This is a genomic window from Mucilaginibacter frigoritolerans (genome assembly GCF_007830615.1).
Taxonomy (GTDB): Bacteria; Bacteroidota; Bacteroidia; order Sphingobacteriales; family Sphingobacteriaceae; genus Mucilaginibacter; species Mucilaginibacter frigoritolerans.
This window is the reverse complement of record NZ_VLLI01000019.1, coordinates 12,300-37,311: the sequence shown is the minus strand read 5'-3', so window position 1 is coordinate 37,311 and position 25,012 is coordinate 12,300. Positions and strand designations below refer to the sequence as shown.

Annotated in this window: 23 protein-coding genes; 14 read left to right on the top strand and 9 right to left on the bottom strand. The window is 39.5% G+C overall.

Annotated elements, in window-relative coordinates:
• The first annotated feature begins 5 nt into the window (after positions 1–5).
• From JN11_RS22945 to JN11_RS22915, 8 genes are all read left to right on the top strand, one after another.
• Positions 6–3,059: a SusC/RagA family TonB-linked outer membrane protein gene (locus tag JN11_RS22945; protein ID WP_170227835.1), complete on the top strand. Its 3,054-nt coding sequence runs from the start codon at positions 6–8 to the stop codon at positions 3,057–3,059.
• A gap of 36 nt (positions 3,060–3,095) precedes the next feature.
• A complete protein-coding gene (locus JN11_RS22940) occupies positions 3,096–3,761 on the top strand; it encodes a RagB/SusD family nutrient uptake outer membrane protein (RefSeq protein ID WP_144916489.1) in 666 nt (221 codons plus the stop codon).
• 47 nt (positions 3,762–3,808) lie between these two features.
• Complete coding sequence (locus JN11_RS22935; protein ID WP_144916488.1) at positions 3,809–4,615, top strand: RagB/SusD family nutrient uptake outer membrane protein; 807 nt, start codon at positions 3,809–3,811, stop codon at positions 4,613–4,615.
• Between the two features lie 45 nt (positions 4,616–4,660).
• Positions 4,661–6,718 carry a GSCFA domain-containing protein gene (locus JN11_RS22930; RefSeq protein WP_144916486.1) on the top strand — a complete coding sequence of 686 codons (2,058 nt, stop codon included), beginning with the start codon at positions 4,661–4,663 and terminating at the stop codon, positions 6,716–6,718.
• Complete coding sequence (locus tag JN11_RS22925; RefSeq protein ID WP_144916485.1) at positions 6,715–7,113, top strand: hypothetical protein; 399 nt, start codon at positions 6,715–6,717, stop codon at positions 7,111–7,113. Before JN11_RS22930 ends, JN11_RS22925 begins: the two co-directional genes overlap by 4 nt.
• A gap of 4 nt (positions 7,114–7,117) precedes the next feature.
• The gene (locus tag JN11_RS24995) at positions 7,118–7,267 is read left to right on the top strand and encodes a DUF5989 family protein (RefSeq protein WP_394348834.1); all 150 of its coding nucleotides are present in this window, start codon (positions 7,118–7,120) and stop codon (positions 7,265–7,267) included.
• Positions 7,268–7,273: 6 nt separating this feature from the next.
• Positions 7,274–9,091 (top strand): carbamoyltransferase family protein, encoded by a 1,818-nt coding sequence (locus tag JN11_RS22920; protein ID WP_144916483.1) that lies wholly within the window; start codon positions 7,274–7,276, stop codon positions 9,089–9,091.
• Positions 9,092–9,403: 312 nt separating this feature from the next.
• Positions 9,404–10,705 (top strand): hypothetical protein, encoded by a 1,302-nt coding sequence (locus JN11_RS22915; RefSeq protein WP_211360891.1) that lies wholly within the window; start codon positions 9,404–9,406, stop codon positions 10,703–10,705.
• A gap of 245 nt (positions 10,706–10,950) precedes the next feature.
• Here JN11_RS22915 and JN11_RS22910 read toward each other — a convergent pair whose 3' ends face one another.
• The 3 genes from JN11_RS22910 to JN11_RS22900 are packed head-to-tail and all read right to left on the bottom strand — an operon-like array spanning position 10,951 to position 13,688.
• Entirely contained in the window at positions 10,951–11,391 is a 441-nt protein-coding gene (locus JN11_RS22910; RefSeq protein ID WP_144916481.1) for a c-type cytochrome, read from the bottom strand.
• A complete protein-coding gene (locus tag JN11_RS22905; RefSeq protein WP_246139083.1) occupies positions 11,391–12,662 on the bottom strand; it encodes a PQQ-dependent sugar dehydrogenase in 1,272 nt (423 codons plus the stop codon). Before JN11_RS22905 ends, JN11_RS22910 begins: the two co-directional genes overlap by 1 nt.
• A gap of 30 nt (positions 12,663–12,692) precedes the next feature.
• Complete coding sequence (locus JN11_RS22900) at positions 12,693–13,688, bottom strand: aldo/keto reductase (RefSeq protein WP_144916480.1); 996 nt, start codon at positions 13,686–13,688, stop codon at positions 12,693–12,695.
• A gap of 162 nt (positions 13,689–13,850) precedes the next feature.
• On the opposite strand from JN11_RS22900, the gene JN11_RS22895 reads away from it, so the two are divergent.
• The 4 genes from JN11_RS22895 to JN11_RS22880 all read left to right on the top strand — a co-directional run bounded on the left by JN11_RS22895 (position 13,851) and on the right by JN11_RS22880 (position 17,128).
• A complete protein-coding gene (locus JN11_RS22895; RefSeq protein ID WP_144916478.1) occupies positions 13,851–14,222 on the top strand; it encodes a winged helix-turn-helix transcriptional regulator in 372 nt (123 codons plus the stop codon).
• Between the two features lie 116 nt (positions 14,223–14,338).
• Complete coding sequence (locus JN11_RS22890) at positions 14,339–15,130, top strand: NIPSNAP family protein (protein WP_144916477.1); 792 nt, start codon at positions 14,339–14,341, stop codon at positions 15,128–15,130.
• Between the two features lie 168 nt (positions 15,131–15,298).
• Positions 15,299–15,877, top strand: a complete 579-nt coding sequence (locus tag JN11_RS22885; RefSeq protein WP_144916475.1) for a Crp/Fnr family transcriptional regulator — start codon at positions 15,299–15,301, stop codon at positions 15,875–15,877.
• Positions 15,878–15,958: 81 nt separating this feature from the next.
• Positions 15,959–17,128 (top strand): lipocalin-like domain-containing protein, encoded by a 1,170-nt coding sequence (locus tag JN11_RS22880; RefSeq protein WP_211360890.1) that lies wholly within the window; start codon positions 15,959–15,961, stop codon positions 17,126–17,128.
• 139 nt (positions 17,129–17,267) lie between these two features.
• Here JN11_RS22880 and JN11_RS22875 read toward each other — a convergent pair whose 3' ends face one another.
• On the bottom strand, positions 17,268–17,762 hold the full coding sequence (locus JN11_RS22875; RefSeq protein ID WP_144916474.1) for a hypothetical protein: 495 nt from the start codon (positions 17,760–17,762) through the stop codon (positions 17,268–17,270).
• Between the two features lie 403 nt (positions 17,763–18,165).
• Here JN11_RS22875 and JN11_RS22870 point away from each other — a divergent pair, with 403 nt between their 5' ends.
• Positions 18,166–19,128 carry a family 43 glycosylhydrolase gene (locus JN11_RS22870; protein WP_144916472.1) on the top strand — a complete coding sequence of 321 codons (963 nt, stop codon included), beginning with the start codon at positions 18,166–18,168 and terminating at the stop codon, positions 19,126–19,128.
• 684 nt (positions 19,129–19,812) lie between these two features.
• Here JN11_RS22870 and JN11_RS22860 read toward each other — a convergent pair.
• Positions 19,813–20,862 (bottom strand): PLP-dependent cysteine synthase family protein, encoded by a 1,050-nt coding sequence (locus tag JN11_RS22860; RefSeq protein WP_144916470.1) that lies wholly within the window; start codon positions 20,860–20,862, stop codon positions 19,813–19,815.
• 170 nt (positions 20,863–21,032) lie between these two features.
• On the opposite strand from JN11_RS22860, the gene JN11_RS22855 reads away from it, so the two are divergent.
• Complete coding sequence (locus tag JN11_RS22855; protein ID WP_144916469.1) at positions 21,033–21,500, top strand: Lrp/AsnC family transcriptional regulator; 468 nt, start codon at positions 21,033–21,035, stop codon at positions 21,498–21,500.
• Between the two features lie 174 nt (positions 21,501–21,674).
• Here the strand turns inward: JN11_RS22855 and JN11_RS22850 are convergent, their stop codons facing one another.
• The 4 genes from JN11_RS22850 to JN11_RS22835 are packed head-to-tail and all read right to left on the bottom strand — an operon-like array spanning position 21,675 to position 24,905.
• On the bottom strand, positions 21,675–21,917 hold the full coding sequence (locus JN11_RS22850) for a hypothetical protein (protein ID WP_144916467.1): 243 nt from the start codon (positions 21,915–21,917) through the stop codon (positions 21,675–21,677).
• 9 nt (positions 21,918–21,926) lie between these two features.
• Complete coding sequence (locus tag JN11_RS22845; protein WP_170227834.1) at positions 21,927–23,279, bottom strand: glycoside hydrolase family 47 protein; 1,353 nt, start codon at positions 23,277–23,279, stop codon at positions 21,927–21,929.
• A 55-nt stretch (positions 23,280–23,334) separates the two neighbouring features.
• Positions 23,335–24,093, bottom strand: a complete 759-nt coding sequence (locus tag JN11_RS22840) for a phytanoyl-CoA dioxygenase family protein (RefSeq protein WP_144916464.1) — start codon at positions 24,091–24,093, stop codon at positions 23,335–23,337.
• Entirely contained in the window at positions 24,090–24,905 is an 816-nt protein-coding gene (locus JN11_RS22835) for a sugar phosphate isomerase/epimerase family protein (RefSeq protein WP_144916462.1), read from the bottom strand. The genes JN11_RS22840 and JN11_RS22835 overlap by 4 nt, the downstream gene beginning before the upstream one ends.
• Positions 24,906–25,012 lie beyond the last annotated feature (107 nt).

The window sequence follows — 25,012 nt, the reverse complement described above, 5'->3', positions numbered from 1 at the left end:
TGAAAATGAAAAGAATTTTATTTATCTTTTTCTTATTTATGTTTGTTGTAACCGTAAAGAGTTATGCAGCATATTTTAAAAGCCCCCCGCCAGTTACAGTTACCGGACAGGTAAAAGATGCGCAAGGTGGGCCTATTCCCGGTGTAACGGTAAAAGTGCAAGGCACAACCATTGGTACACAAACTGATGCAAACGGAAAGTTCCAAATACAGGCACCTAATGATGCCACTTTAGTTTTCAGCTTTATCGGTTTCGCCGATCAAAGTGTAAAATTAAATGGGCAAACCGTATTAAATATTACTTTACTGGAAAGCACAATCGGTTTGCAGGAAGTTGTAGCTGTAGGTTATGGTACACAAAAAAGGAGCGAAATTACCGGTTCCAGCAGCTCTGTAAGTGCTAAGGAAATTGCTAAACGCCCAATTACGCAAATATCACAGGCGTTACAGGGTACAGCTGCGGGTGTATCGGTTTCCAGCGCTAATGGTCAGCCGGGTCAGGGGCCTCAGGTACAAATTAGAGGTGCTAATTCTATTACCGGAAACACAGAGCCGTTATATGTTACCGATGGTAATATTGGCGCGGCACCGGATGACCCAAATGATGTTGAATCAATTGAAATTCTAAAGGATGCCGCTTCGACAGCCATTTATGGGTCGCGCGGTTCTAACGGAGTTGTTTTGATTACCACTAAATCTGGCCATACAGGTAAAGCCCGTATTGAGTTTAACACCTGGGTACAAAATGATCAAATGCCGAAGACGCTTGATCTGATGGGCGCTTATGATTTTGCAAGGTCAGTTAATAATCAGTTTGAATCTACGGGGCAAACTGATGCTTTTACCCAAGCGCAACTTAATAGCTTCAGAACAAACGGAGGTGGTACCAATTGGCAGAATGCCCTTTTCACCAAACCATGGGTAAAGTATTATAACGTCGCTGTCTCAGGCGGTTCCGATGCAGTAACCTATCGTGTGTCTTTAGGCTACCTCGATCAGCCGGGTACCATACTTAATACCTTTTATAAAAGAACAACATTTAAGTCAAATACGGATTTTAAGCTGAATAAAAAGATGGATGTAAAAATTATCCTGTCAGCATCACTTCCGCAAAACCATAATAATAGCTACGGTGGAGGTTTGACCGATCCATTTAACCAGGCCGTTGAGTGGGACCCGACCTCTCCAATAAAAGATGCTACAGGTGCATACATAAGCCACTCAAAGTATGCATCTATCCAATTCAACCCGGTAGAACAAGCTTTAAGCCAGGCAGATGATGGATCCGCTACAGATCTTAACGGTACGGCCACATTTAATTATCATATCATAAATGATCTGACATTCACCTCAACCGATGTTTACTCCGTAGGTCAAAATTACCTGCAAAGGCTTTTTGGCCCAGGAACAAGCCAATATGATTCCGGTGCAGGCTATATTAATAACGAAACAAGTAAAACCACCGGTTATTTGAGCAGTAATTTCCTTACCTATCACCACAAATTTGGCGATAACTCAATAACTGCTACCGGCTTATATGAAGTACAATCAGGCACAGCCACAGACTTTATAGCTACTGCTAAAGGTTTATCGACTTATTCACTTGGCTATTACAACCTGGGCCTTGGGGGGTCTCAACAAACATCCTCCACTTATTCGTCAGATGCGCTGGTATCTTACTTAGCCCGCGTTCAATACAATTACAAAGAGAAATATTTTCTTACAGCCAGTGTTCGTACAGATGGATCTTCACACTTAATACAAAAATACAGTACATTCCCTTCTTTGGGAGTTAGCTGGAATGCATCAAACGAAGACTTTTTAAAAGACTCGAAAATATTTTCAGATTTAAAAATTCGTGCAACTTACGGACAAACTGGTAATCAGAATGTAGGAGCATATTCAACTATAGCTCAAATAGGTACTGCTCCTGGTCAAAGTCCCGGTGCTCAGCCTGCTTACTACTATAATGGTGGTACGCCGGGTGCTGCCGGAACTCCAAGTGTAGCTACCCCGTTAGGAACCGGGGTATCAACTGCACTTAATTGGGAAACTAAAACTGCCTATGATTTAGGTGTTGATATGGCTTTTCTTAAAGGGCGTTTAACTTTTACTGTTGATGCTTACAAAGACAATGTCAATAATTTATTATATGCCTACCCGGCCACTTATTATGATGGCGGTGGAACTTATCAACGTAATATAGGCAGCCTTACCAACGATGGCGTTGAATTTGCTCTTGGAGGTACACCTGTTGAGTCAACAGACTTTAAATGGCACACTAACATTACCTTATCAATTAACAGGAATAAAGTTACCAGCCTTGGCGGATTAGATAATCAGGTAGTACAGAGTGGCAATAATACAGTTAACGCCATACTAAAAGTTGGTCAGCCATTGGGAGAGTTTTATGGATATAAATTTTTAGGTACCTGGAAAACCAGTGAAGCTGCTCAAGCAGCATTATATGGCATGAAACCAGGCGATGCTAAATACCTTGATGTAAATGGGGACCATACATATAACTCTGATGATTATCAGTTGCTGGGTAATGCCAACCCACAGTTTACCTATGGGTTTATTAATGATTTCACCTACAAAAACTTTACTTTAAGCTTTATGTTCCAGGGTCAGCAAGGAGGCCAGATATTTTCCCAAACACTTGCCTACTTATGGGGTGGATTGGGTGATATGAAAAACGCTACAACTATTGAAGCTGTACCGGAGAATTTATGGACTCCTTCTCATCAAACAAACAACCCTGCCTGGAGCAGTACAAGCGTGAATTATAACAATAGCAGCCGTTATGTATACAATGACAGCTATGCTAAATTAAAAAATCTGTCACTTTCTTACAGGGTACCAGCTCCTTATTTACAAAAAATAAGTGTCAACAGCCTTGAAGTTTATGTGAGCGGGCAAAACCTGCTTACAATAACACCATACAAAGGCTTTGATCCTGAAGTTAGTAATGCAACAAATGCCATTACACAGGGGCAGGAGTTTGGTGTTATTCCAAATCCAAAAACTTTTACAATAGGTATAAGACTGGGTTTGTAAATAAATTGATATAGATAATTATATAAAATATTAAAGATGAAAACTAAATATTCACTACTATTAGCATTATTTGCTTTAATTGTGATTTCAGGGTGTGTGAAACTTTCTGAAGATCCGAAGGCTACCTTAACGCCGGGTACATATTTCAAAACGCAGAGTGATCTGGATGCTTCTGTAAATGCCATGTATATACAACTTGCAAGAGATGGCGCATGGGGATTTACAAGTAAAGAAACTTCTTATTTTGGTTCGGATGACCTTACAACGGATCCGGGCTTAAATAAGGCAGATATGCGTGATTTTGACAGATTATCAGGCAATAGCGCAAATCAAAGTATGCTTGCTGAATGGCAAGGCCCCTGGGCGGCAATTTACCAGGCAAATAACGTTATTGCAAACTATGCTAAGGTTAACTCAACAGATGCCTTAAAAAATGAGTCTGCCGGTCAATGCTATTTTGTAAGAGGATTATGTTATTACTACATGGTAAGAACATTTGGTGCATTGCCTCTGGTATTAACGCCTATAAGTTTGGATGCAAGGCCACCAAGAGCCGATGTGGCCTCGGTTTATGCTTCAATAATAAGCGATTTGAAAACAGCAAAAAGCCTTCTGAGTAATACCCCTTCATCGGGCAGGCCAACTTCATATTCAGCAAGTGCTTGCTTAGCAGATGTATACCTTACTATGGCTGGCCACTGAATCAAACAAGTAATTATGCCTTAGCTGCCACTGAAGCCAATTCAGTTATGCAAGATGGTGTGTATAATTTAAGTACCCCTTACGACAAGGTTTTTACAACTAATGGTTCACCCGAAGCTCTTTTTGAATTGGAATATAGCGTCGTTGGCAACTTACCTAATCGTAGTTTTGGATCTACCAATGTTCCATTAGACGAGGTAGCTCTTGATGGATCAAGTGGCTGGGACGATGTATATCCGGAAATAAACTTCTTTAAAAATGCGCCGGTGTGTACCAGAACGGACCTTACTTTCTATACCACGCTTAAGTTAATACAGCCTGATAAAAGTTTTGTACTTACCCCATGGAATTCTCCTGTTACGCACGCCAGACATCCTTATTATAAAAAATTCAGGGCTGGGCTTAATGGGGATGGTGTCAACGAAAATGCCACACAGATTCTTTCCATTCAACCAAGTACGAATAAATCAACAATTATTATTCGTTATCCACAGGTTCTGTTAGATTATGCAGAAGCATCGGATATGGCAGGCGGCGGTCCAACATCGGCGGGTTATGCGGCTATTAATATGGTTCGGGCACGGGCAGGCGAAGCGCCGCTAACTCCCGGACTTTCTCAAACCGCTTTTCGCGATTCTGTAGTTTACGAAAGAGCTTACGAATTTGCCGGCGAATTTGGTATGCGCTGGTTTGATATTGTTCGTTTGCAATTGCTTCCATCTGTAATTGCTGCAAGAGACCCTTCAGAAAATTCAATTCCGGCAGGCGCGAATGTTTCTCAGAAGTACCTGGCACCTATTCCTTTTAGTGAAATGTCCCTAAATCCGCAATGGGCACAAAACCCGGGATACTAGTTTTAACCAGATGTACCTATATTTGAACAAGTGAAGGATTAATTCATGCCAAAAAGACCAATTATACCCTCATCAAAAGGGCCATCTAAAAAAAGAATTATTTTGTTTAAAGGGATCAGTATAATACTGGTCCCTTTAGTTATTTTATTATTACTTGAGCTGCTTTTAAGAATATGCAATTACGGGAATAATTTAAGCTTGTTTATTGAATACAAAGGCGACAAAAATTACCTTGTATTTAATCCGGATGCGTCAAAAAAGTTTTTCACCGAACAGCAGATGGCTACAAGGGGTAACAGCGAAATATTTAAGAAGAACAAAGATAGCAACACACTAAGAATATTTGTACTGGGAGAATCAACAACCATTGGGTATCCTTATTTTCACAACGGCTCTTTTCATAGGTGGCTGCAGTATCGTTTAACACACACCTATCCCGATAAAAATTTTGAAATAATTAACCTTTCTTTAACAGCTGTAAACTCTTACACCGTATTGGGTTTTGCGAAAGAGATTGTAAATTATAAGCCAGATGCTGTATTGATTTACACTGGCCATAACGAATTTTATGGTGCTATGGGAGCTGCATCAACCCAAAACATAGGTAGTAACCCTCATGTTATTAATTTTATACTTGGCCTGCGCGATTTAAGGCTTGCTCAGCTGATAATTAATATTTATGAAGGTGCAAAAAAAAGTTTCGGATCTACAGGTTTACAGCCTGGCGGCGACCGGATGCAGTTAATGGTTGCCAAACAGGAAATTCCTTACCATTCTGATTTGTATGAAAAAGGAGTGACCCAGTTCAGGGAAAATATGGATGAGATAATGGATTTGTTCGGCAAACGGCAGATCCCTCTTTTTATAAGTAACCTGGTAAGTAATGAAAAGGATTTGAAACCCTTTATTAGTTTTAAGCCAGACGGCATAAAACTCGCTGGATTTAAAACTGTTTTCGATAATGGACTGAAAGCTTTTGAAAATAATGATTTAAACTCAGCTGATACCTGGTTCAAAAAGGCAGATGAGATTTACGTTTCCAGCGCGCTTTGTAATTACTATTTAGGACAACTGGCATACAAACAAAACGATTTTGCAAAGGCAAAAAAATATTTTATAAAAGCTAAAGACCTAGATGGTTTAAGGTTTAGGGCGCCTGAACAGTTTAATGAAATATTAGCGACTTTGTGTAATAAATATCCAAACACACATCTTGTTGATACAAAAGCTGCATTTGAAAAAAATTCAGATCATCAAATTATAGGTGATGAATTAACAGTGGACCATGTTCATCCAGATTTAAAGGGCTATGCTATAATGTCGGATGCGTTTTATGAGGCTATAAAAAAATATATAGTACTTCCACCGGCAAATGAAGCCGATATTACCTTTGAACAGCTGTTAAAAAAAATGCCGAAAAATTCGATCGATTCATTATCAGGTGTTTACAGGGTACTTAACCTAAAAAAACGATGGCCATATAATGACCCGCATGCCGGGGATATGGTTAAAATTGAAACTAAAGAAGAGACGCTGGCTTATGAGCTTGTTTTTAAAAATATAAAGTGGAACGACGTAATGGGCAATTTATTTGGAGACTATTTAAACAACCACGAATTGTTAAAGGCAAGAAATGTGCTTGAAAACTTATCACTGGAATATCCGGCAGATCCTGGTATTTATGAACGCATTGCCATGTTAAGCGGAGAAATGAACGATACCGAAAATATTATATTTAATTTCAGAAAATCATTTAACCTGGCGCCAACGTTCAACAAAGCCCGCTATTTGTTTGTGACCTATTTAAAAATGGATCAACCAGCCGAAGCCATCACCTATATCAATTATGCCATCAACAATAATCCTTCCGGCTTTAACCTGGCTGCGGTTAAAAACAACACTGAACAAATTATACAATTGCAAAAACAATATTTAATTGATACAACTAGTGTTTCTGTTTTAATGAATATAGCAAATTCATATTCTGAAATGGGAAGTAGGGAAGGGGCAACAAAATATGCCGAAAAAGCATTGAAATCTGATCATGAAAACAAGGCTGCATTGTTACTTCTTGGGCAAAGTAAAGGCACATTAAACAAATGAAAATAGCTAAAAAAATATCTATAAAAGTTACAAAAAAGCAATGCACGGAGTTTGGCCAGGTTGCCACCCTTGCTGTATTATTTTTTGCACTACGGTATAAAAATGAGCACTTGATTATTGCTGCATTTATGCTGATACTCATTACTATTGTTTTACCAATTATTTTCTATCCTTTTACTGTTGTTTGGTTTGGCCTGTCTGAATTATTAAGTAGGGTAGGTCCTGCAATTATATTGACAATAATATTTTTTTTAATAGTAACTCCTGTAGGTTTAATCAGGCGGTTTTTAGGAAAAGATAGCATGCAATTAACGCAATTCAAAAAAAACAAGCAATCTGTAATGATTAACAGGAATCACTTATATACAGAATCTGACCTTTTACATATATTTTAATACGATGGAATTTTTAAAAGAGCTATTACTTTTTTTAAAGACACGGAAAAAATTCTGGTTAATTCCGCTGGTGGTGATTTTATCGTTATTTTCTATTCTGATCATACTAGCAAGTGTACCGGCCTTGGGTCCCTTTATTTATTCTTTATTTTAATAAAAAGTGGCCATTGTAATACTTGGAATTTCGGCATTTTATCATGATAGCGCGGCAGCCCTTATCATTGATGGCGAGATAATTGCCGCCGCTCAGGAAGAGCGGTTTACGCGAATAAAGAATGATCCGGGTTTCCCAGACAATGCAATAAAGTATGTTTTAGAAGAGGGCGGTATAAATTATAATGATCTTTCGGCTATTGCGTTCTACGATAAACCACTGCTCAAATTTGAGCGCCTACTGGAAACATATCATGCTTTTTCCCCAAAAGGACTATTAAGTTTTGTTATGGCAATGCCGGTATGGATCAAAGAAAAACTTTTTATAAAAAAATTGATCCGGAAAAAAATCAGTCGATTTGGAAGCAGCAAAATACCCATCTTATTTCCGGAACATCATTTATCGCACGCTGCCAGCGCTTATTATCCTTCTCCTTTCGATGATGCGGCGATTTTGACTATTGATGGCGTTGGCGAATGGGCAACTACCACCATTTGCCATGGAAAGGCTAATAAAATAACCATATTAAAAGAACTTCATTTTCCGCACTCTGCAGGTCTTTTATATGCTGCTTTTACCTATTATTTAGGGTTCAAAGTAAATAGTGGAGAGTATAAATTAATGGGATTGGCTCCTTATGGTAACCCCAATTCAATTCAAACCGAAGAATTCAAAAAAAAAATATTAACAGAATTGGTTGATATAAGGGAAGATGGATCCATAATACTTAACATGCATTATTTTGATTTCGCCACTAAACAAAGAATGGCAGATGATAAAAAATGGGAAGCTTTATTTGGGATGCCCAGGCGGGAGCCTGAGTCTGTTATCAGTCAAATACATATGGACCTTGCCCTGGCAATTCAGGAAGTCACCGAATCAATTATAATTGCATTGGCTGGTACTGCACAAAAAATTACCGGCAGCAAAAACCTGGTTATGGCCGGTGGGGTTGCTTTAAACTGCGTAGCCAACAGTAAAGTAGCAAAGTCGGGCATATTTGAAAATATATGGATCCAACCTGCGGCAGGAGATGCGGGTGGGGCATTAGGCGCCGCTTACGCTGCCTACCACATTTGGGGTAAAGGAGAAAGAAAAAAACATGGTTTTGCTGATGCCATGAAGGGCGCTTTCTTAGGGCCACAATACGACGATAAATATATTTTGAGAGCGATCCGCAAATATGAAGTTGGATTTTCGCATTTTGAAAACTTTGCTGAATTAACTGCCATAGTAAGTAAAAAAATTGCTGATGGAAATGTAGTCGGCTGGTTCCAGGATAGAATGGAGTTTGGCCCGCGGGCCCTGGGCAACAGAAGTATTCTTGGTGACCCCCGAAACCCGGAAATGCAAAAGATCATCAACGTAAAAATAAAGGCGCGGGAAGAATTCAGACCTTTTGCTCCCAGTATTTTGCTGGAAGATGCGGGGCTGTATTTTAAAACGGATTTCTGTTCTCCCTATATGCTTTTTGTTGAATCACTAAAAGATGAATTACGAAATGATGAACCCGGGAACTACTACGAACTTGGACTTCATGACCGCTTATATCATATCCGTTCAAATATCCAATCAGTTACCCATGTTGATTATTCGGCCAGGGTACAAACCGTTAGCAAAGAATCTAATCCGAAATTTTATCAGCTTATCAGCGATTTCAAAAAAATAACCGGCTGCTCTATGCTAATCAATACTTCATTTAATGTTCGGGATGAACCTGTTGTTTGCACCCCCAATGATGCTTACCAGGATTTTATGAATACCGAAATGGACTATTTAGTAATGGGGAACTTCTTATTAGATAAAAGAAAAGTTCAATCATAACGATTTAAGTACTTAACCAGGTAACAATTTCAAAGTTGACAGTGGGCTTAATATAAATATTCATTTATTATATCAGGATATCCGTTGCTATTAATTGTTTATTAATCATTGATTAATAAACAAACATTTTTTTGCAGATAAATAACTGATTGTCTTAACTGGTTTTATAGCCAAATTTAGTTGATGTTATTAATTTATTGGTTGCAAGTGCGTTTCGGGGTGAGATCCCGAACGCATTTTTCTTTATTGAAATGAAACAGGAAAAAACAATATTCAATTAAATAACCATCGTAAACCCCAATTGGTAACATAATGAATTCTTTCAAAGTTCACTTAAGCTGGGTTTGGCCGCCATCTGCGGTACGAACCTTTTTTTTAATTCTGGTTTTAACAGGCATCTGCCCTGCCGGATCCGCCAAAGCAAGTGCGATGCCTTTCAAATCGGAACCAATTACTATTATCCGTTCAAAAAACAGAGACTATCAATTCGACTCAACTATTTCCCGCAATGTATTGGAAAATTACCTTGAAAGGTCAATTACAATGCAAAGCCTGCTTGTTGGAAAAGGTAATTTTGATGATAATCTTCGGATGATTAAAAATATCGGGGCTAAATTTATTGGAAGAAGTGTATGCCAGTGGGGCGGCGAATCTGAAATCCCGAAAAACCTGCAACAGGAAAAAGAACTCGCTGCAGAAGTACATGAAACCGACCCGGATATAATTTTGCAAGCCTGCATTTTTGAGATAGTGACCAACCAGGTTGATCAGCTTGCTGTACCCGAATGGGCATTTACTGCTTTAAAACTACCTGTTGAAAAACGGAATTTCAGGTATGAAGACATGTTATATCCCGACGGAAAATTTAAAAATCAATGGGGAAGCGGCTCGGTACCAGATGTAAGCCGATTAGAAACTAAACTTTATTTCTATTATCTCGCGGTATCTTATATTGATATTGGCATTGAAGGTATCCACTTCGGCCAGGTAGAACTCATGAACAAAAATGACCCTAATCTGGACAATTATGACCAGGTATTAACCTTAATAAGAAGCTATGCTGCTAAGCATGCCCGCAGACATATCATTTTGTGCGATTCACATGTTCCCAGCGGCGGCTTCGTACGAAATGGAAAACTGCTAATGGATTTCCACGCTTTTCCGTTAAGAATAATGGAAATACCTGACCACCCAGAAGAAGCAATCTTAAAAGTTGGGCATACTGATGCGCTTTATGGACGAAGTAAAGGAGGTATTAGCCCCAGCGGATGGCGATGCGAGCATCTTCCATACTTAGTGGAGTTTGATAATTATGGGGTTAGTAAACGCCCGGGAGAGGAAAAGGCCGGCGACATTCCGTTTTGGGTTTGGGGCTATGATGAGATTAGCTGGTTTGCACATCAAAATAAGCAGTACCGCACCCAATGGCTAATTTATGCATTCAATTGGGTTAAGAAAACAGACATTAACGGACATCTGGAAATGCCGGGGGATCGGCAAACAACATCACCGCTAGACCATAAACACTGGTATTATGCCAATAAGCCGAGTGCTGCGGTGCCGGATGGGGAGGGAGATGAAGATACAATCCGGGAAATTTGGGCCACCAGGTGAACAACAGGAAATTCTGCCGGTATTCACCGTCTGCTTCGGTGCCCAAACTGGTCTAAGTTTTAGCGGCAGCATAACCTAAACCTAAAATGTTAATTCTGTCAAAAATTTAAATAGATGCATTATTGCAAATACTCTTCCTTAACCTAATTTAAGGTAATGTCATTATTCCCCTATTTAAACCTCAATTCTTACGAAAGCCCCTGTCGGCATAACAGTTCCAAGTTGCGGGCTGGAGAGCCCGGCAACTATTTTTTAGAAACTGTTCTTACTTTTGCTACCTCTGCTGCTTTAACAGTGCTCGCCTTATTACCGAAACTATGCCGAACATAGGTTAGCACATCAGCAATTTGCTGATCCTTCAAATCATCATGAGCGCTCATGGAGTTAGAATAAGTTTTTCCATTTATTTCCACATCTTCATTAAAGCCATGTAATACGATTTTAATTAAAGCTGCTTTATCCCCCAATATGTAGGTTGTATTAATTAAAGGTGGGTTCATATTCTGTACACCCCCGCCATCTGCCATATGACAGGGCAGGCAAACATTGGCATATACAATTTTCCCACGTGCCATAGAAGCCCTCACTGTCGTTTGGCCTGTTGGTTGTTTTTTGGTCTGTGCATGTAAAGCGCCAAATAACAATATAAATGATGCCAGAAATAGACCGGTTATTTTAATGTTCATTATTGTTTTTTATAGGTGATCTTATAAATCGTTCCCTGGTTATCATCGGTTACGTATAAAGAGCCATCAGGTCCTTGTGCGAGCCCACATGGGCGATGAACGGCATGTCCGGATGCTTTTTGTTCTTCTGTTCCGGCAAAACCGTCAGCAAAAACCTCCCATTTTCCGTCCGGCTTTCCATCTTTAAAGGGTTGAAATACTACGCAGTAACCGGCCTGTGGTTCAGGTGCCCTGTTCCATGAGCCGTGGAAAGCGATGAATGCGCCATTTTTGTATTTTTCCGGGAATTGGTTTCCGGTATAAAACAATAAACCATCCGGGGCGTAATGGCCCGGGTAGGCTGCCACCGGATTGATATACTTACTGTCAGCCGGTTTTTTGCCATCGCCACCGTACTCAGGACCGAGCATATTTTTTTGCTGCATCCAGTCGTAATAAACATAGGGCCAGCCGGCGTTATCGCCTTTTTTCAGAGCAAACATGCATTCTGCAGGTAATTCGGTTGATTGATGCACGGTATATAAATTCGGAAAAAGATTATGCAATTCATCGCGGCCATGCTGCATTACAAAAAGCTGATTGTCTTGCTGGTTCCAGGCCAGTCCAACCACATTCCTTAAACCGGCTGCATATCGCACGCCATCACCATAAGTCTGGTTGGGTTTATCAGCTTTAAACTGCCAGATACCGGCTGCGGAATCCAAAATGGGGCATCCTGTTTTATTGGGATCAAATTCGCTGCAAATATTTGAATAGGCTCCAATGTTTACATACAGATTCCCATCGTTGTCCAGCTCGATAGCTTTTGGCGCGTGTGTTCTTCTGTCTATTAAACCAGTAACAATTCTTTCCGGCTTGTCCGGGTTGATGACTTCATTTTTATCATCCAGCTTATAGCGATAAACCTCCCTGTTGTTGGATGCATACAAATAACCATTTTTAATAGCAATACCCGTTCCGCCAAAATTAGCAAAGCTCGATTTTAAAGTCGCCTTATCTCCATCAACATGAAGCATCAATATGCCCTTGCCATTTTTGGTCCCGGCAAGATGTACATAAATATCACCCTGGGGGGTTGCAACGAGGTGCCTTGCACTTCCCAAATTGTCAGCAATAATGGCGGCTTGAAAGCCATCGGGAAGTGTAAGTCCCGATTTAACTGTTTGGGGACCACTAAATGAATTATCACTCTTTATTAATTTGAATGACAAAAGCCCCCCTGTCGCAAAAACTGACAGGCATAAGGCGAAAAATATTTTCTTGTTCATCATTGAATTTATGTGGTTAAATAATAATTGGAATTACACGGTCAGTTCCAGTTGTTCAAGATAATCGGTAATTGTCGCGATTTCCTCTTTGCTTAAACTGCTGTCAATGGCTTTAGCATTTTCAATTGCTTGTTCGCTGTTGCGGGCGCCAACAAGGGTTATGGTAATTCCTGGTTGCTGTAAAGTCCACAGAATAACCAGTTGTCCCAGCGTTAAATGCTTCTCAGCAGCAAGCGGTTTTAGCAGATCAAGGAACTCATCTGTTCTTCGCAAATTTTCTTCTTTAAAAAACTTCACATCCTTACGATGATCACCAGGAGCAAATAAATGGCCGGGGCGTATTTTGCCGGTTAAAAGCCCTCTTTCCAGCGGACTGTAAGCCAGAATAGATTTATTGTTTTCTAGGCAGTGAGGAATTAGTTCTGCTTCTATACCGCGGTTAACCATACTGTAGGGCACCTGGTCGGAAACAAGAGTGATATATTTTTCAGCTTCGGCCATTTGAGCTGCATCATAATTACAGACGCCGGCATATCGCACCTTGCCTTGTTCAATCAGGCGCGAAACCGCCTCCATACTTTCTTCTATCGGTGTGGTGGAGTCTGGCCAGTGTATCTGGTACAGATCAATGTAGTCAGTTCCCAGGCGTTTTAAGCTATCTTCACATTCTTTAATGATGCTTTCTTTTCCGGCATACTTATAGATGTCGATATTTTCGCCGCTGTTTTTTTTACTATTAAAGGCAAAATCACCTTTTTTCAAGTCCCATCGCATACCATATTTGGTCAGGATTTGAACCCGGTCACGTTGTAGTCCTTTTATCGCTTCGCCAACAATTTCTTCGCTGGTACCCTGGCCATAGATCGGAGCCGTATCAATGGATGTTACACCGAGAGAGTAGGAAACCCTGATTGCGTCAATGGCATCTTTGCGTTCGGTACCTCCCCACATCCAGCCTCCGGCGGCCCATGCCCCAAAAGTGACTTCAGAAAGTAATAGGTCTGTATTTGCTAATTTTCGGTATTTCATGATTTGTTTAATTTTAGTTACATTCTTTGTTTATTGCACATCAATCATCAACTTTGTTAAGTTTTGCCAATAGAATCAGGCATTAACTACCACAAAGGAACAAACAATGATCGGGGCGGCCAATAGCTTAACCCGTAATTAGTAACTCATTAACAAGTTAGTATGTCAGAAAGAAAACTAAGTTCCACGAATTTTTATAATCAATCATTCCTGGAAGAAAAGTGCGCGCTTAACGAGCTCTTGTATTTATTGAGCAAGCGATGGATGACCGAAGTTCTTTTCAGTATAGAGGAAGGTAACTCACGCTTTAACAGTCTGAGAGAAGATTTGGAACATATCAGTGATCATATTCTTGCCGACCGGTTGAGGAATCTTGAGCAACTTGAACTGATCCATAAAAGTTGTATACCGGGTAACCCACCCAGAACGGAATATACTTTAACAAGTAAAGGCGAGGAATTGAGTGAAATATTGGGCGGATTATGCGATTTTGCAGAAAATAAAATACAGTTTGATCACACAATAGCGGTGTGACTATAAGACACAGGCTCAAATCAATACGTACAACTAATTGGTTTATTAGTAGCCTTATTTTTATTTTTGAAGTAGTATAAGTCTAATTTTGTGATGAACATTAACAAAATAGCGTTATGAAGTTATACCATCTATCCGGATTTATTTGCCTTTGTCTGGCCATTATTTTATTCGCAACTTTAAACGCCGACGCCAATGCACCTGCCAGGGATTATTACCAGCTTAAAATCTACCATTATAAAACCCAGGATCAGGAAACCAGACTTGAACAATATTTACGGCACGCCTATGTACCGGCTATCCACCGTGCCAGAATTAAATATGTTGGCGTATTTAAGCCGGTTACACAACAGGATAGTGACCGGAAAATATATGTTTTTACCCCTTTTTCTACACTGAACAAATTAGCAGGAATTGAGCAACAATTACAGGCAGATGCAAATTATTTGGCCGATGGTAAAGATTATGTAGATGCGGAATACAAAAATGCTCCTTATACCCGAATAGAGACAATTATACTTCAGGCTTTTCCGGGGATGCCATCAACTGCGGTTCCCAACCTTACTGCTGCAAAGGAAGACAGAGTTTATGAATTGCGCAGTTATGAAAGCGCTACGGAAAAATATAATTCCAACAAAGTCCGGATGTTTAATACTGGCGACGAAATAGGACTTTTTAAAAGATTGGGCTTTAATGCTGTTTTTTATTCGGAAGTTATATCGGGCAGCCATATGCCAAACCTGATGTACATGACTACCTTTAACAGCAAAGCAGACAGGGATAAACATTGGGACACATTTGGAAGTGACTCGCAGTGGAAAATGCTTACAGCTAAAGAAGAGTATAAAAACAATGTTTCGCATGCTGATATCATATTTCTTCATCCAACTGAGTATTCTGATTTCTAAAGGGCTGATATTCGACTAGGCGGCTAATTAAATAAACTGGCAGAAAACATCAAAAACAGGAAAACTTCATGTATATTACGTTGTCTGATATGGTACCAAAAGCTAAGGTATTAATCGAATAAGACATAAATAATTGATGTTTAAAACAGCTGTCTTCCAATCAGCAAAATGAATAATAATAGCTTCATTAATGAACTGAGGGCTGCGGGGCTACCTGAGCATTTGATAGACACGGTTATAGGTGTGGGACAGTTGAAAAGTGTAAAAAGCCAAACCACACTTATCGAGGCCGGAAAGGACTGCCGGACGATATATTTTATTTTAAAGGGAGCGTTTGTTTGTCGCCACCTGAACCAGGAAACTGGCGATAAAAGAACCATATCATTTCATATGGTTGATTTTCAGCCATTTATAACGTGCATTGACAGCTATTTTACAAATCTCCCTACAGCGTGTGATTTGTTGGCCATCAGTGAAGCGGAGGTATTGGCGTTTAGAAAGAATGATCTGGAGGAACTCGCCGGCGCCCATCAGATACTCTCTGCGTTTTATAATGCCCATATTATAAATGCACTGGTCAGCGAACATGGTTTCAAAACAAAATTGATCCAATATTCTTCCGAAAGTTTATACAGATACATAATTTGTAATTATCCCCAAATTATTCAAAAAATACCCTCCAAATACATTGCAGAGTTTATGGGTATCTCCCCTGAATGGTTAAGTAAGTTAAAGCACAAGACTTGATTTATTGAATTAATTCAAGATATGGCAACCTTATCCGAAGGTATCTTTGCAGAAATTATTTCCAACTAATTCAGAAAAAGCATGATGACCGGACAAAGGGCAAGGATACTTGCACAACTAATCTTAATATTTTTTGCATCCTTAAATATTTGCTACGGCCAATCGGGCAAAGCGACTGCCGCAATGGAAACATCCGGGGACGATTATAAGAAACTGGGGTTGTCAGGATCTACTGTACAACCGTGGGAAGACGGGATGCGCACTACCGGAGCGCCCGGCACCTATGAATGGTGGTATTTTGATGGCTCGTTAAGTGACGGCTCCTCTTTGGTAATTGTATTTTATACCAAAGACCAGATCATGCCGAACAAGCCTTTGAAACCGAAGGTATCGTTTGAACTGGACAGGCCGGATGGCACCAAGGTGCATAAGGAAGTACAAATGGATTCCAGTTATTTTTCGGCTTCAAAAGATAGTTGCAATGTGCGGATCGGTGCAAATTCATTTAGTGGCAATCTGCACGATTATATTATCCATGTAGAAATTGACAGTTTAAAAGCGGATATCACGTTACATAGAACCGTGTCATCATGGCGGCCAAACACCGGTTTTATAAATTTCCAAAATGGGAAAGACAGTCATTATTTTGCATGGCTGCCGTCTGTGCCCCAAGGGAATGTGGAGGGTACGGTTACTGTTTCGGGTCGCAGCATGGCGATAAAAGGGGTTGGGTACCACGACCATAATTGGGGTGACGTATCGATGCTGAAACTGATTCATGATTGGTATTGGGGAAGGGCACAGGTGGGTAATTATTCTGTTATTGCCTCTTATATTACGGCTGCCGATAAGTATAACAATGCGGTGATGCCAATATTTATGCTTGCCCGCGATGGTAAGATTGTGGCGGATGATTTTACTAAAGTGAAATTTTCAACCAGTAATGTTTATATAGATGCGCATACGAAAAAGCCTGTGGCCAATACTTTGGTATATGATTTTAATGATGGTAACAACCATTACAGGGTTACTTTTGAGCGGTCAAAGGATTTAGTGAGTCAGCGATTTATCGATAATTTAAAGGGATTCAAAGGTGCTCTTGCAAAGCTGGCCGGATTTGACGGGGCTTATATGCGGTTTACTGGGGAGGTGACTGTAGAGCGTTTTGACGGGGATAAAAAAATAGAGACCGTTAAGGAAAAATCTGCTGTTTGGGAACTGATGTATTTTGGTCGGGCTCCTCGCAAATAATTATATGTATGGGGGAATTATGAAAAGACCCTGGTCGGCGCCCCCTGATTTTTTAAACTTCTTTGAGTCGGTTTGCATCCGGATTATAAATAATAATGACTGCGCAAGGAGACAGGACTCCAAAAAGGTGGATTGTTCCTCATTTAGTTAGGTCTTGGTAGATGCCGATCATAAGGAGCCATGCTCCTGAAATGAGGAACGCGAATAAAACAATGATTGCAACAGCCGCGATGTAAAGCCCTGAGGTATATCCAAGAATAAGGAAAATTGCGCCTATAACTTCAGCGAGATAGCATATTGTACCACCTGCAAGACGAGGCATGTTCAATCCAATAGAACTCATACCCGATCTGAGAGCTATAACATAGCCTCTAATGAAGACGATTGTTGCGATGAGCCAGAGAATAAGCCACTCAAAGCCGAGCATTTCAAGATATTGATTCCCAATAAGCGCAAGACCGCTTGCCATGAAAATTGCAGTGAAGCCCGTTAGCATGTTAATTGCCCGGTTTCTATGTGTTGTGTTTCGGATAATGACCTCATGATTGATTGACATAGCTACGAAAATCAAACCTGCGAGCGCCGCCGCGCCGCCACCTACCATAACAAAAAAGTTATTCCATTGCGCTAACATAAAAATATTTTCCTTCAGTTGTAGTTACAGCAGGTTTAATAGTAAGAATGCTGTTTATGTATTCGAATATAAGTTTATTTATATGAATTTGAATGGGTTACGCATCGAATTGCTTGCCGCTATTTTGTATAGATTAATTGCAAATCCGCTATCGTTCCGTAAAATATAGCAATTGTTCTAGGCAAATTGAACTGGCTTTATTGCATAAGTTGCAATATGTTCTATAATTTATCGTCTTTGAGATTTTATAAATTTCAAAAAGATACTCCCATTAATTTATTATTAATGCCTTTTTAATTTTTTTTCCTTTATTCGTAGCCAATGAAGTAATTGACCAATTACAAACACCATCGTTGTAACACAAAACAACAACCAAGATTTATAAACCCTTAATTGATAAAAAATGAGAAAATTAATTATTCTGGCGCTACTGTCAATAGCTTCAATCTTATCATCCAACAACTGTTTAGCGCAGGAACTGGCCCCAAACCCATTTATCAGGCACATGTATACAGCAGATCCTTCTGCAAGAGTATTTGACGATGGCAGGTTATATGTTTATGCTTCACATGATGTGGATCCACCACGTGGATGTGATTTAATGGACCAATATCATGTTTTTTCAACTGATGACATGGTACACTGGAAAGACCACGGCGAAATATTACGCGCCAGCCAGGTACCATGGGGTCGCAAGGAAGGTGGCTTTATGTGGGCTCCGGATTGCGTTTATAAAAATGGTACGTATTACTTTTATTTCCCTCATCCAAGTGGAACAGATTGGAATAAAACATGGAAAATTGGAGTTGCTACCAGTAAAAAGCCGGCAAGTGATTTTGTTGCGCAAGGATACCTTGAATTAGGCGACAACAATTTTGCAATGATTGACCCATGTATTTTTATTGATGATGACGGAACAGCTTATTTTTATTATGGAGGAGGTAACAGATGCGTTGGTGCAAAATTAAAAGACAATATGATTGAATTGGCTCAACCCTTAGTAACTATGGAAGGATTAAAAGATTTTCATGAAGCTACGTGGGTATTTAAAAGAGATGGTTTATATTATATCACCTATGCCGATAATAATCAAGTAAATGGAAAAGGCGCTAACAGGTTGAACTATGCAACCAGTAAGAGCCCTTTGGGCCCCTGGACCTACGGAGGTGTTTATTTGGACCCAACGGGTTGCGATACAAGCCATGGTTCAGTAGTAGAATATAAGGGGCAATGGTATGCCTTTTATCACAATAATGTACTTTCAGGTCAGGGAAACCTCCGTTCTATCTGTGTGGATAAGCTATACTTTAATGCCGACGGATCCATTCAGAAAGTAATTCAGACGGGAATAAAAAGTAATAAATAACAAGCCTTATCAATCGGAACAGGTGAGCTTTTTAGGTAGTAATTAATCGTCAGGATATGCCGGGCATGGTCACTTTGGGTTTTTCGAGATAATAGCATCCGGAATATTGAAACAAAGAGACCGTCTTAAATAAACAATTAAGCACCCGTCTTCCCACGGGTGCTTTTAACTATTAACTGAATTTATTAAAGAACGATATGAAGATCTTATTTATCTGGCCACAGCATTAAATGCGTTTAAGCCGCTGGTAAGGAATTTTAAATAACTTTTGGGGTCATAATTTGCCCCGCTTGGCGGTACCAGCAAATTTCCGTTATTGTTGAGTAATACATAAAAAGGCTGTGAATTGGCCTTGAACTTTTCAGCCTGAAGGTTACTCCACTTACTGCCTATCGTTCTAATGTTCTTGCCTTGAGCGGTTACGGTTTGCTCATCTTTGGCTAGTTAATGGGTTAAATAATTCACAATAAGGGAGTTTCCCCAATACAGACAAAATATTGTAAGCATCAATGTTATATTGCTGAACCTTAATTTCTATATGCCAATAGAAAGATTGTTCATCTCCGGCAATATTATTGTTCACAGCAATTTTATTTCGAACACTGCACGATGCTATTGCAAGGGAAAACATAACTATTACACACTTTAAGCAACAGGAAATAACATTTATAAAATTTAATGATGCTAGTACACAAGCCTGCCGATTGGATGATATCCGGTAAATGTTATTCCTGATGATATGTACCCCTCTTTAACAGGTTCATCTTTCATCAAATCGGTACTCAGGTATTTTTTATTATCATCGCTAAATACCGTTACAACTACGGCATCAGCCCCCATTTTCTCTTTAAGTTTAACTGCACCTATCACGTTAGCTCCCGATGATATGCCTACTCCAAGGCCAAGTTGTTTAGCCAGCTTTTGTGCCATGATGATCGCGTCCCCATCATGTGCTTGTATAACTTCATCCAGTTGGCCCAGCTTAACAATTTCAGGTATAAATTCATCTGATATGCCTTGTATTCGGTGGCTACCTACTTTGTAACCGGTAGTTAGCGTAGGTGATTCAGCAGGTTCAAGCGGGTGAACCTTAATTTTGGGGTTCATCATCCTTAGGTAGTTACCTACACCCATTACTGTTCCACCGGTGCCTACGCCGGCAACAAAGGCATTGGCAATCATGCCGTTTGATGCCAATTGGCGCCATATTTCTTTCCCGGTTGTCTTTTCATGGGCTTCAGCATTATACTGGTTCTCAAACTGCCGGGGTAAAAAGATATGCTTTGCTTCTTTTTCCATCTTTTCAGATAGTTGAATACTGCCCAAAAAACCTCCTTGTTCTTTACTAACCAGAATAATTTCGGCACCCATACTTTCAATGATGGCTATCCGCTCTTTGCTCAACCAGTTTGGCATAATGATCTTTACGGGATGCCCAAGAGCCTTTCCTATCGCCGAAAAGGAGATGCCTGTATTTCCGCTGGTTGCCTCAATTATTGTGTCGCCCGGTTTTATTTTACAGTTCTTGTACGCCTGATACATAACATACAGGGCCATCCTATCCTTTATGCTTCCGGTCAGGTTATAGTTCTCGCATTTTACGTATACTTTACCTGGTTTTCCATTGTAAGTATAATGCAGCTCCAGCATGGGTGTATTACCAACCAAGTGCCACAAATTCCTGAACTTCTCTGCTATATTTTCGGTAAACTCAGCCACAATTACATCTTTCATTTTAAAAAAATATTTCGGATAAATCTCATTATATTATAACTATTTATCAATCATTTTCAATAAATCCATTTATTTTATTGAAAATTGGATATTTTCTATAATTTTATTCAGTTTACTGGCAAGTCAGATATTTTTACCGCCTCTTTTTTCAGTTTCTTAATACAACATTTATGTCGATCAACAACTTGGACCCAACCGATACGGCTATTCTACAGCTCTTACAGCATAATGCAGAGCTATCAAATAAAGAGATCTCCTATAAACTGCATAAATCTATTGCGACCATTCATGAAAGAGTAAAGCGATTAAAAGAACAGGGATATATTAAACGTATAGTTGCTATCCTGGATAGAAAGAAGATAGACAGAAGCCTGATCGCTTTCAGTCATGTACTTCTGAATGATCATACCGCCGCCACACTGGATGCATTTGAACAGGAAGTTGTTAAGTTTACCGAAGTGATGGAATGCTTTCAGATGACAGGAACTTTTGACTTTATTTTGCGCATTGCAACCAGCGATATGGAAGCCTACCGACTTTTTTACCGCAACAAACTGGCAACGCTACCCAATATCACCACCGTACAGAGTTTCTTTGTACTATCAGAAACAAAAAGTGAAACGGCTTATCCCCTTTAACACATTTTGTTTCTGACACCACTTTATTCTTAGTTAGGGAATAACTCTTGCAGCTTTTATTTAGTTCCTCCCCTTTAATGAGAAGTAAATTTGTTAACTTTTTAAATGATATGTTATGTGTAGAAAAAAGCTTTTGGTTGAAACAATCCAAAAATCGAACCGATGATGTTAGGTTCACTGGTCGCAGTTTAATTTTGTTGGATTAAATACGGATTCAGGTGTTTCAGGATCGGGCCAGTCAGCATTCTCATAAGTGAGGATATTAAGATGGATAAACATGCCAAACCGCAAACCGACAAATGACTGTTGCAGTTCTGAAAGCGGACGCTGACCTCTGGATGGGTGATTTTGCGCTTTTAACGCGTTACTTATAAAAGGAAGATACAATACACAGATTACAATTCTAATTTTTGCCATAGATAACATTTAATTATTGATCCCCAAACGTTTATTAACCTCCTTTGGAACAAACCCCGATTTTTTAAATGGATGAGCTTCTGTATTAAACACATACTCTTTCAGGTTAATATCAGGGTTGCCGCCAAAAAGCAGGTAAAAATATTTCATTGTCTCTGCAAAGAAGAATGTAGGCAATTCATTGTTCTGCTTCATGGTTCTTACGTCGGCAATTGATGAAAACGCTATATCTGTTTTACAATATTTAAGAATGTCTCTGTAATATTGCTGGCCCCTTGCCTCGTATTTTGGATTTTTGGTGTAGTAATGCAGGTAGTAAGCCGATTCTATGATCTCGGGGTTAAGATCATATACCGGATAGGTTGGCTCCTCTTTTTTATAATCATATCCGGAAGGTTCCAGCCCGTATTTATTCCATAAACCATCCCATGTGTCATCAAATGCTTCGGCCCTTTTAATATCCCCTCCCAGCGAATACAAAGCAGGCCAAAAAGCATCGTATAAGGTAACGGTAGATTTTGTTTTCTCACCCGTATCCATATTTACATAGCCATACCAAACACCGGTATTTGTTTGTTCAGGGATATATTTGTTAATGGCGGCAATGCTTATATCCCACATGTTTTTTAACTGTGGATCTTTAAATAGTACCCAGGTCTTTAGCAAATATTCAAAATAAGAATCATCTCCTGCTCCTATATAACTGTTACGGTCTATCCATTCACCTGTTTCATTGTTTATCACATTACCCACAAGGTTTATCTTTGAGCGCTTATTCCAGATGCAAAGATTTGCTTTTTTAGCGGCCTGGTAATAAGCAGGATTTTTGGTATAATAACTAAGAATACCCATTTCAAACATATAAGAGGCCGCTTCGGCTGTATTTACCTGTGACCCTTTTACTGCACCTGTTTTAAGGTTTACCCAATAATAAGGAATGCCGGTAGGTGAGTTAAAAGCTTTCAGCATTCTGTCGCCAAAATCTTTTGTTTGCGCCAGTATACGCGGATCGTTTGTATATTGGTACATACACAGCAAGCCACCGAGTACACGTATATTTACCTCGAAGGTTTTTACATAAATATCCTTGTCAAAACTTACACTATCTTTAATGTACTGCTCCACTTCTTTTGCATATTTATCCAATTTCATCACCTGCATGGTACTGTAAGCATCAATTGGGGATATGTGTAATGATTCCTTATACCAGTCGGCATTGGTTTTGGTAATTGGCAGCAATACATCATGCCCCCAAGCATATTGTTTATATGCCAGCCATGTACGTACAAATTCGTCTTTTACATCCTGTGCAGTATATATTTTTTTATCCTGGGCCTTTAGGGATAAACCTATTAAACACACGATAATCGTGCTGAATTAATATTTCTTCATTTATTTTTATCTTGCTTTGTAAATACTATAAATAGATTAGTGGATTATTGCCGTTGTTTTCGCCTCTGCAATGATAAATGCGATGTTGAAGGTTATTGGGATGGGTACGGTTCAATACCAGGTCGGTACTAAAATATCGCATAGTATAACCGGTTCTGCGCGTATTGCTGGTATTGGCATGCGCACCGTGTATAATACGTGAGTCATGTAAAGAGTAATTTCCTTTTTTCAATTCAAACCATACTATCTTTTCCTCATCAACTTTATTCTTTATTTCAATGTTGAATATTTTGTGATTGTTGTTCTCAATTTCCTGGTACTCAGAAAATCCCTTATCATGCGACCCGGGTAATACGCCCATACAGCCATTTGCTATATTGGCATCATCTATGGCTAACCATATAGTTACAATACTATCAAACTTGTTAAAGCGCCCCTGCCAGTAGGCACTATCTTCATGCCAGGGTGTATTTTTACCGGTTTTAGGTTCCTTACAAATAAAATGACTGCTCCATAAGCCAATATTGGGACCTATAATTTTCTCTACTACATCCAGCACTTCATCAGCCATTAAAAACTCAAACAGTCTGCTGTCTTTGTGATGGGGTACATCCAGTTCATCAGGCTGCAGTTCTCCTCTGTTTTTTAAATGCTCCTCAAAAATATTGAAGAGCCTATTAAATTTTTCTTCGCTAAACAAGGGTTTCCCGGGTAATAAATAACCGTTCTCCCTAAAAAAAGATACTTCCTGTGGGGTTAGTATTTCTTGCTGTTGTAACTTCATGCTATAAGGTTTTTGACTAAGTAGTCCTTCATAAATAAATTCAATTCCCATTGTGATGCAACGGGTTGCTTTGTAAATGGTAATACAGGCAGATACGGGGGCGGTCCAAATTCACAGGTAATGGTTATTTGCTGTTTACCTGCTTTAATATGCTCTTGTGCTATTTGTTTCCACCAATTCATATGGGCATTAAGTTCGTTCTCATATTCAGGTGCAGCCGGGTTGGCAACCTGCGGCCCTTGGGCATATCCTACTCTTGCATGCAGATGGATACAATTCGGGATCACCTTATCCAATATATCTTGTTGTGCTTCTAATAACGATTCTGATACAACACACCAGTGAGAGAAATCTGCTGTTAATTCCAATTGTGGAAATAATTCAAGGTATTGGGTGGTGGTTGTAGTGCAAAATGTAAACCTGCCCCTATGAATTTCATGCGCAACCGGTACCTGGTATTTTTTGGCCAGTATGGCGGCGGCATTTAAAAATGGAACATTTTGTGCTATACTATAATAATCCTTCCCGGTATGGCAGTTTACCATTATGGGCTTTAAAGCCATAATCATTTCAAGCTTGCGGGTGTAATCATGCAAATGCTCGTCAGGTGTGTTACCTTTGGCATAAGGATGCTGCGCGATTAATAGCAGGTTATACTTATTACATAATGGAACGGCTTGCTCATAGCCCTCAACATCCGGATCAATGGCCAATTCAATACCATCATATCCGGCTGCTTTTATTTGCTGCAATGCTTCTTCAAGCGGTAACTGGCTCATCCCCCAGTAAGGACAAAAAAATTTCAGCTTCATTACAAGTCAAAAAAATAGATGTTTGTTATAATATAAAAGTAGCGCTAAAATATTGGCCATTAGGTGTTCTATTATTGTTGTAGAACAACGGTTAATTGTGGTATAAC

Coding starts and splice junctions, on each gene's coding strand:
- JN11_RS22945 (WP_170227835.1), top strand. CDS start 6: ATGAAAAGAATTTTATTTATCTTTTTCTTATTTATGTTTGTTGTAACC.
- JN11_RS22940 (WP_144916489.1), top strand. CDS start 3,096: ATGAAAACTAAATATTCACTACTATTAGCATTATTTGCTTTAATTGTG.
- JN11_RS22935 (WP_144916488.1), top strand. CDS start 3,809: ATGCAAGATGGTGTGTATAATTTAAGTACCCCTTACGACAAGGTTTTT.
- JN11_RS22930 (WP_144916486.1), top strand. CDS start 4,661: ATGCCAAAAAGACCAATTATACCCTCATCAAAAGGGCCATCTAAAAAA.
- JN11_RS22925 (WP_144916485.1), top strand. CDS start 6,715: ATGAAAATAGCTAAAAAAATATCTATAAAAGTTACAAAAAAGCAATGC.
- JN11_RS24995 (WP_394348834.1), top strand. CDS start 7,118: ATGGAATTTTTAAAAGAGCTATTACTTTTTTTAAAGACACGGAAAAAA.
- JN11_RS22915 (WP_211360891.1), top strand. CDS start 9,404: ATGAATTCTTTCAAAGTTCACTTAAGCTGGGTTTGGCCGCCATCTGCG.
- JN11_RS22910 (WP_144916481.1), bottom strand. CDS start 11,391: ATGAACATTAAAATAACCGGTCTATTTCTGGCATCATTTATATTGTTA.
- JN11_RS22905 (WP_246139083.1), bottom strand. CDS start 12,662: ATGATGAACAAGAAAATATTTTTCGCCTTATGCCTGTCAGTTTTTGCG.
- JN11_RS22900 (WP_144916480.1), bottom strand. CDS start 13,688: ATGAAATACCGAAAATTAGCAAATACAGACCTATTACTTTCTGAAGTC.
- JN11_RS22895 (WP_144916478.1), top strand. CDS start 13,851: ATGTCAGAAAGAAAACTAAGTTCCACGAATTTTTATAATCAATCATTC.
- JN11_RS22890 (WP_144916477.1), top strand. CDS start 14,339: ATGAAGTTATACCATCTATCCGGATTTATTTGCCTTTGTCTGGCCATT.
- JN11_RS22885 (WP_144916475.1), top strand. CDS start 15,299: ATGAATAATAATAGCTTCATTAATGAACTGAGGGCTGCGGGGCTACCT.
- JN11_RS22880 (WP_211360890.1), top strand. CDS start 15,959: ATGATGACCGGACAAAGGGCAAGGATACTTGCACAACTAATCTTAATA.
- JN11_RS22875 (WP_144916474.1), bottom strand. CDS start 17,762: ATGTTAGCGCAATGGAATAACTTTTTTGTTATGGTAGGTGGCGGCGCG.
- JN11_RS22870 (WP_144916472.1), top strand. CDS start 18,166: ATGAGAAAATTAATTATTCTGGCGCTACTGTCAATAGCTTCAATCTTA.
- JN11_RS22860 (WP_144916470.1), bottom strand. CDS start 20,862: ATGAAAGATGTAATTGTGGCTGAGTTTACCGAAAATATAGCAGAGAAG.
- JN11_RS22855 (WP_144916469.1), top strand. CDS start 21,033: ATGTCGATCAACAACTTGGACCCAACCGATACGGCTATTCTACAGCTC.
- JN11_RS22850 (WP_144916467.1), bottom strand. CDS start 21,917: ATGGCAAAAATTAGAATTGTAATCTGTGTATTGTATCTTCCTTTTATA.
- JN11_RS22840 (WP_144916464.1), bottom strand. CDS start 24,093: ATGAAGTTACAACAGCAAGAAATACTAACCCCACAGGAAGTATCTTTT.
- JN11_RS22835 (WP_144916462.1), bottom strand. CDS start 24,905: ATGAAGCTGAAATTTTTTTGTCCTTACTGGGGGATGAGCCAGTTACCG.